Consider the following 6,555-nt stretch of genomic DNA (forward strand, 5'->3'; position numbering starts at 1 on the left):
CCACCAAGCCCTGGGCCAAGGCAGCCTCCCCCAGCCCACAAACCCCGCCCCCTCCGAAGGATAACATGGGCTGACGTCATGGGCTTGGGCCCCGGGCCAGTGCACTGCCGACATGGCATGGGACACATGGGCCGGGACCCAGGCCAGCCGTCCCCGCCATCTGGAGGACTCCATGCTCCAATTCGCCGAATGGCTGCAGAGCACGCCTCTCAGCCTGCTCATTCAGACCGAAGGCTGGATCATCCCCATCCTGCAGACGATCCACATCGTCATGATCGGCATCGTCTTCGTGTCGGTCCTTATGATCGCTCTCAGGATGCTCGGTCGCGTCCGCATGGATCAGCCCTTCGTGGACGTCCTGGACCGCTTCTCTCCGTGGCTCTGGGCCGCGCTGACCGTCAACCTCATCACCGGCCTCCTGCTGACGATCGGCGAGCCGGCGCGCCAGTTCTACTCGTTGTCCTACTGGGTGAAAATGGCGCTCATCCTGATCGGCGTCGCCAGCATCCTGGCGTTCCGCAGGTCGCTGGGACCCCGGGCGGCCCTTGCGTCCGGTGATCCTGCGTTTTCGACCAGCGCGCGCATCGGCGCGGTGGCCGTCGTCGTGATCTGGCTGGCCATCATCTTCCTGGGCCGGGCCATCGCTTACGACATCGAGGTCTGGGGCGGATTGTCCCTGGCCACCCGAGCCTGAAGCGGGGCGAGAACATGGATTACATGAGCTTGGTTCAGACCATCGAGACCTCCGGGGCCGCCGAATGGCTTCGCACGTCGGTCAAGGTGCTCCCCATCATCAACGCGGTCCACGTCATCGGCATCGCGCTGCTCTTCGGCACGATCCTGATCGTGGACCTCAGGCTCGTGGGCGTGCCCAGCACCATGCGCTCGTTCGGCCGGACCGCGCGCGAGGCGCTCTGGCTGACCTGGGTGGGCTTCGCCCTGGCCCTCGTCACCGGAACACTGATGTTCGCGGCCAACGCCACGACCTACGTCAGCAACACCGCCTTCATCACCAAGATGGCGCTTCTGGTGCTGGCGGGCCTCAACATGGCCATCTTCGAGGTCCTCACCGCCCGGCGCGCAGCCGATTGGGACACGGGACCCGTTCCGATGGCGGGGCGCATCGCCGGGATGCTGTCGATCCTTCTGTGGCTCAGCGTCATCTTCTTCGGACGGTGGATCGGCTTCACGAAGGGCTATGACTTCGAAGTGCCGGAAGGGGTCGAGTTGGATTTCGACTTCTCGGCCAGTTTCTTGCAGGTGGCGTTCACGGCCTTGGCCTAGCTTCGGTCCCGATCCGTCAAGGGCCCAGGCCGGGTCCTCACAGCAAACGACAGCTTCCCCGCTCGGCACCGATCCTGGGTTTGGTCCCACAGCTTGGGGACAGACCGACTAGGGCGAGGGTGGCGCAGAGGCCGAAGGATAGCACCAGGGTCGGAGCCAACTGGCCCGCGTAGATCAGGAGGAGCACACCATGCCGTTGAGATCAGCCATCTGCAAAGTCATTCTCGTACTCGGGCTCGGTTCGGGCGCGGGCCTCGTAGCACAGGAGCTGGCGCCCACGATTTCCATAGCGCCCAAGCGAACTGCGGATCCGACAGGCCCAGAGGCCTATGTGGATACGCGCCAATCGCTCATGGCCGCGATGCAGGAACTCGGCGTGCGGATCGACCTCGAGGCACAGACCGCCGACGAAGCGACTTTCGTCAGGCTCGTCGAAGACGCCGAGGTGATTGCGGCCTTGATGAGGTCGGTGCCGCTGCTGTTTCCAGAGGGGACCGGGCCGCATCAGCTTCCCGGTGTCACGACCCATGCCTCTCCCGCCATCTGGGAGGAGCGCGACCGCTTCGAGGTGATCTCGGCCAATGCCCTTGCCGCCGCCGAGACACTGATGCTTGCGCCGGATCGAGCTGCGCTCTTCGCACGGTTCGAGGAGCTCGAGACGATCTGCACCGCATGCCATACGGAGTTCCTGGAGTATGATCCTTTTGAAGGGATGGCCGGAGCGGGGCCGTTGGACGAGGCGCTGTTCGAATTCGGGGGTTCGGCAGACTAGAGCGGCCGCAGAGCGAACAACGGTCATCGGACCCGGCCTGCATCATGCAGCGTCCGGCAGATCGGCCCGCCTCGGTCGCGGGCTCAGGAACGGAGAGCTGCGAGCGATGTGGTGGAAACGGACAGGATCCGCTCGGCCATGGCTCTGATGGACGTGACTTGCGCCGGGCCAGGCCGCCCGGAACCCAGGAGTGAAAAGTTCATATATCGCACACATGGCGTCATGCGAACTTTCCACTTGCATGGACCGAACCGAGGTAGGCAGTCTCGCTGTGAAGGATCGGGAGGAAAAAGGCCTGTGGCCGGAGTCACCACCCTCAAGAACGCCATGGCAACCCACGTCCGAGCCGGCGACGACGTGGCCTGGGGTGGTTTTGCGCGCCTCGTACCTCATGCCGCCGCAGATGAGGTCATCTCACAGGCATCGTCGGCCTCAAGGAGTCCCCAAACGACCGACCGCCGGCCCACCCGGCCCATGTCGATCGCTACACGACGCTTCAGCGCGGTCGCTTGCGGCCTGTCGGCCCCAGAACGGATCGCCTCATGACCATCCTTGCGCTTCAGAATGTCTCGAAGAGCTTCGGCGCCCTCAAGGTGGCCGACGGGATTACCTTCGACGTGACCGAAGGAGAGGCGCTCGGCATCATCGGTCCTAACGGTGCGGGGAAATCGACCCTGTTCAATCTCATCACCGGCAACCTCAAGCCCGACTCCGGGCGTGTCGAACTGATGGGCCGAGACGTCACCCGGACTTCGGCCATGGCGCGCTGCCTGATGGGGGTGGGCCGATCCTTTCAGATCCCCCAGCCGTTCGGGGGACTCACGGTTTTCGAGAATCTGGTGGTTGCAGCGACCTACGGCCAAGGCCGATCCGAGCGCGAGGTCACAGATCGATGCGCCGAAGTGCTGGAGCGCACCGGCATGATGGCCAAGGCCAACGTACCGGCCAGCAAGCTGCGTCTCCTCGACCGTAAGCGTCTCGAACTGGCCCGCGCGCTCGCCACCAATCCTCGCCTTCTTCTTCTCGACGAAATCGCAGGTGGCCTGACGGAGGGCGAATGCGCCGCACTGGTCGAGACGATCCAGAGCATCCGCGCCGAGGGGGTGACCATCGTCTGGATCGAGCATGTGCTCCATGCGCTGAACTCCGTCGTCTCGCGGCTACTGGTACTGGACTTCGGGCGGGTGATCGCCATCGGTCATCCGCGCGAGATCATGGAAAGCCGCGAAGTGCGCGAGATCTACCTGGGGATCGACATCTGATGGCGCTGCTGGAAACCCGCGGCCTCACCGCCTTCTACGGCGACTTCCAGGCCCTGTTTGGCGTCGACGTCACAGTTGCGGTTGGCGAAACCGTCGCCATCATCGGCGCGAATGGCGCGGGCAAGTCCACGCTGCTCCGCTCCATCTCCGGGGTGCTCCGCAACGACCCCGAGGCCTGCATCTTCGACGGGCAGCCCATCGGGGCCCTCCCCTCAAGCCGGATCATGGCCTTGGGCGTCGCGATGGTGCCCGAAGGGCGAAGGCTGTTTCCGTCACTCAGCGTCGAGGAGAACCTCCTGATCGGCGCCTATGGGAGGGCTGGCCAAGGCTACTGGAACCTGGACTCGATCTACGAGCTCTTCCCCATCCTTCGAGAGCGGCGCAGGAGCCCTGGCACGGCACTCTCCGGCGGACAGCAGCAGATGGTGGCCATTGGACGGGCGCTCATGTCCAATCCGCGCATCCTGCTGTGCGATGAGATCAGCCTCGGCCTCGCCCCCATCGTCATAAAGGACATCTATGCGGCCATTCCCCGCATCAAGGAGGCCGGCGCCTCGATCGTCGTCGTCGAGCAGGACGTGGGTCAGGCACTGCGAGTGGCCGACCGGGTCTACTGCATGATGGAGGGTCGCATCACTCTCGATGGCACTCCCGCCACGCTGAGCCGCGACGCCATCCATGACGCCTATTTCGGAGCCGCCGCATGACCCGTCTTTCCGTCGCATCCGCTCTGGGGGCACGTCCATGATCTGGTTGGACACCCTGGTGCAAGGCATCCTTCTAGGCGGCCTTTACGCGCTGTTCGCAGCCGGGCTGTCCCTGATCTTCGGCATCATGCGACTGGTGAACCTGGCGCATGGCGACCTTATCGTCCTTGCGGCGTTCCTGATCCTCACGATCGTCGGGACTCTCTCCCTGCACCCGTTCCTGGCCGCCATCCTGGCCGCGCCGGTCATGTTCGGACTTGGCTGGGCGCTCCAGCGCTTCATTCTGAACCGAACGCTCGGAGAGGACATCCTGCCACCGCTTCTGGTGACGTTCGGCCTCAGCATCGCCATCCAGAACGGCCTGCTCGAGGCCTTCAGCGCCGACAGCCGACGCCTCCAAGGGGGCCAGATCGAGACGGCCTCCATCAGCCTGGGGCCGATCTCGGTCGGCATCCTGCCCCTCATGACGTTTCTGGCGGCAATCTTCACCATCCTCGCCTTGAACCATCTGTTCTACCGCACGCGCATCGGCCGGGCGTTCCGGGCCACATCCGACGACGCGGTCACGGCAGGCCTCATGGGGATCGAGCCCCGATCGATCTTCGCCCTGACGACCGCCATCGCCATGCTCGTGGTGACCCTGGCCGCCCTGTTCCTGGGGATGAGGGCCAACTTCGACCCTTCGATCGGACCGGCCCGCCTGCTCTATGCCTTCGAGGCCGTCATCATTGGCGGCCTGGGCAGCCTTTGGGGCACGCTGGCTGGCGGCGTGATCATCGGCGTGGCGCAGACGATGGGCGCGGCGATCAACCCCGAGTGGCAGATCCTTGCGGGGCACATCGCCTTCCTGCTCATCCTCCTCGTTCGCCCGCGCGGCCTCTTCCCCAGGGCGGTGGACTGACATGGCAACCTCGGCCTCCTACATCGTCCAGACCCGCACCCGTGCCTCGCTGACGGCGGGCGCCCTCGCCGTCGTGCTGCTGGTCGTGGCCGTCCTCCTGCCGCTCTTCGCCGGACGCGGCCTTCTTCAGGACCTTTTCTACATCTTCACCATGCTGACGCTGGCCCAGATCTGGAACCTGCTGGCGGGCTACGGCGGGCTCGTCTCGGTCGGCCAGCAGGCCTTCGTCGGCATCGGCGCCTATACCCTGTTCGCCACGGCGATCCTGAGCGGGGTTAACCTTCTCCCGGCCATCCTGTTCGGTGGGGTCGCGGCGCTCCTGCTGGCGGTTCCGACGGCCTTTTTCGCGTTCCGGCTCCAGGGTGCGTACTTCGCCATCGGCACCTGGGTGGTGGCCGAAGTCACTCGGCTCCTTGTCACCCAGTGGAAGGCCCTGGGCGGAGGCACCGGCACCTCCCTCCCCCGCGAGGCCCGGGGTGCCACATGGGGCGTCGCCTGGATCGAGCGAACCTTCAACATGCGGTCCAGCGCGGCCCAGGATGTCCTCGCCTATTGGCTGGCCCTTCTGCTGGTGACAGTCACGGTCGGCGGGATCTACCTGCTCCTCCGGTCCAAGCAGGGCTTGGCGCTGGCGGCCGTCCGGGACAACATCACGGCGGCCCGCTCGGTCGGCGTGGATGCGCGGCGCATCAAGTGGTTCGTCTTCCTCGCGGCAGCCTTCGGCACGGGCGTCTGCGGGGCGCTGATCTATCTCCAGACGGCCCGCATCTCGCCCGATGCGGCCTTCTCGGTGACCGACTGGACCGCCTACGTCATCTTCATCGTCGTGATCGGCGGGATCGGCACCATCGAAGGTCCCATCCTGGGCGTCCTGGTGCTGTTTGGGCTTCAGTCGCTGCTGTCCGACTACGGGACGTGGTACCTGCTGCTGCTCGGGGTCATCGCCATCGCCGTGATGCTCTTCAGCCCAAGTGGCCTTTGGGGCCTCATCGCGGACCGCACCGGCCTTCAACTCTTTCCCACGCGGCGGCGTCTGATGGAGTCCGGCCTCTCCAGCGCCGAAGCCCGTGCGATGTCTGTAGGGTCCCGAGGAGGAGCGGGATCCTGACGCCAGAGTAGCGCAGCCATCCCGATCGTTCTCTTGCCCTCGATGACAGAAGGGCTGATCGGGATTTAGGGCTGTCCGATGCGGTCCATATCGACCCTGAACAGGATGTGGAGCCAGACTGCTTCATTCCGAGCGGACTGGACCCGATCAGCCCTGGATCTGCCAGCGCAGCGAAGCCATCCCCTGAGTCCTCTGCACAGCATCCAGATGGCCTGGCTCATGCTCCGGCAAGACATGTCCCAATCAGAGCTTCGTTGTCGGCCTGACCGAGGCAAGAAGGCAATCGCGTTCTCTCCAACCCTGCTAAGAGGGAATCGCCGGAGTAACGGGACGGGGCTCCACACCTGGTCCCCTCCTTCAACGTCGCCGTGACCCGTCCGTCCGACCCATGAACCAGTTGCGTGCGCCGCTCTACAGCAATCGGCGCGGACCACCCTTCCGCTCTCACCGGCCCATGTTATCCTTCGGAGGGGGCGGGGTTTGTGGGCTGGGGGAGGCTGCCTTGGCCCAGGGCTTGGTGG

7 protein-coding genes are annotated in these 6,555 nt (G+C 65.1%); all 7 read left to right on the forward strand.

Annotated elements, in window-relative coordinates; genetic code table 11:
• The first annotated feature begins 172 nt into the window (after positions 1-172).
• The 7 genes from FHG66_RS20880 (at position 173) to FHG66_RS20910 (ending at position 6,034) form a co-directional block, all read left to right on the forward strand.
• The gene (locus FHG66_RS20880) at positions 173-694 is read left to right on the forward strand and encodes a DUF6644 family protein (RefSeq protein WP_139079081.1); all 522 of its coding nucleotides are present in this window, start codon (positions 173-175) and stop codon (positions 692-694) included.
• A 14-nt stretch (positions 695-708) separates the two neighbouring features.
• Positions 709-1,284 carry a DUF6644 family protein gene (locus FHG66_RS20885; protein WP_176556387.1) on the forward strand — a complete coding sequence of 192 codons (576 nt, stop codon included), beginning with the start codon at positions 709-711 and terminating at the stop codon, positions 1,282-1,284.
• A gap of 190 nt (positions 1,285-1,474) precedes the next feature.
• A complete protein-coding gene (locus tag FHG66_RS20890) occupies positions 1,475-2,056 on the forward strand; it encodes a cytochrome c (RefSeq protein ID WP_139079082.1) in 582 nt (193 codons plus the stop codon).
• A 542-nt stretch (positions 2,057-2,598) separates the two neighbouring features.
• Positions 2,599-3,318 (forward strand): ABC transporter ATP-binding protein, encoded by a 720-nt coding sequence (locus tag FHG66_RS20895; RefSeq protein WP_139079083.1) that lies wholly within the window; start codon positions 2,599-2,601, stop codon positions 3,316-3,318.
• Entirely contained in the window at positions 3,318-4,025 is a 708-nt protein-coding gene (locus FHG66_RS20900) for an ABC transporter ATP-binding protein (RefSeq protein ID WP_139079084.1), read from the forward strand. Before FHG66_RS20895 ends, FHG66_RS20900 begins: the two co-directional genes overlap by 1 nt.
• Positions 4,026-4,062: 37 nt before the next feature.
• Positions 4,063-4,926, forward strand: a complete 864-nt coding sequence (locus FHG66_RS20905) for a branched-chain amino acid ABC transporter permease (RefSeq protein WP_139079085.1) — start codon at positions 4,063-4,065, stop codon at positions 4,924-4,926.
• A gap of 1 nt (position 4,927) precedes the next feature.
• Positions 4,928-6,034 (forward strand): branched-chain amino acid ABC transporter permease, encoded by a 1,107-nt coding sequence (locus FHG66_RS20910; RefSeq protein ID WP_139079086.1) that lies wholly within the window; start codon positions 4,928-4,930, stop codon positions 6,032-6,034.
• Positions 6,035-6,555: the final 521 nt, after the last annotated feature.

The organism is Rubellimicrobium rubrum, assembly GCF_006152115.1.
GTDB lineage: Bacteria > Pseudomonadota > Alphaproteobacteria > Rhodobacterales > Rhodobacteraceae > Rubellimicrobium > Rubellimicrobium rubrum.

Excerpts from the sequence above, each read along its gene's own strand:
- FHG66_RS20895 (WP_139079083.1), top strand. The coding sequence starts at position 2,599 with ATGACCATCCTTGCGCTTCAGAATGTCTCGAAGAGCTTCGGCGCCCTC.
- FHG66_RS20900 (WP_139079084.1), top strand. The coding sequence starts at position 3,318 with ATGGCGCTGCTGGAAACCCGCGGCCTCACCGCCTTCTACGGCGACTTC.
- FHG66_RS20880 (WP_139079081.1), top strand. The coding sequence starts at position 173 with ATGCTCCAATTCGCCGAATGGCTGCAGAGCACGCCTCTCAGCCTGCTC.
- FHG66_RS20890 (WP_139079082.1), top strand. The coding sequence starts at position 1,475 with ATGCCGTTGAGATCAGCCATCTGCAAAGTCATTCTCGTACTCGGGCTC.
- FHG66_RS20905 (WP_139079085.1), top strand. The coding sequence starts at position 4,063 with ATGATCTGGTTGGACACCCTGGTGCAAGGCATCCTTCTAGGCGGCCTT.
- FHG66_RS20910 (WP_139079086.1), top strand. The coding sequence starts at position 4,928 with ATGGCAACCTCGGCCTCCTACATCGTCCAGACCCGCACCCGTGCCTCG.
- FHG66_RS20885 (WP_176556387.1), top strand. The coding sequence starts at position 709 with ATGGATTACATGAGCTTGGTTCAGACCATCGAGACCTCCGGGGCCGCC.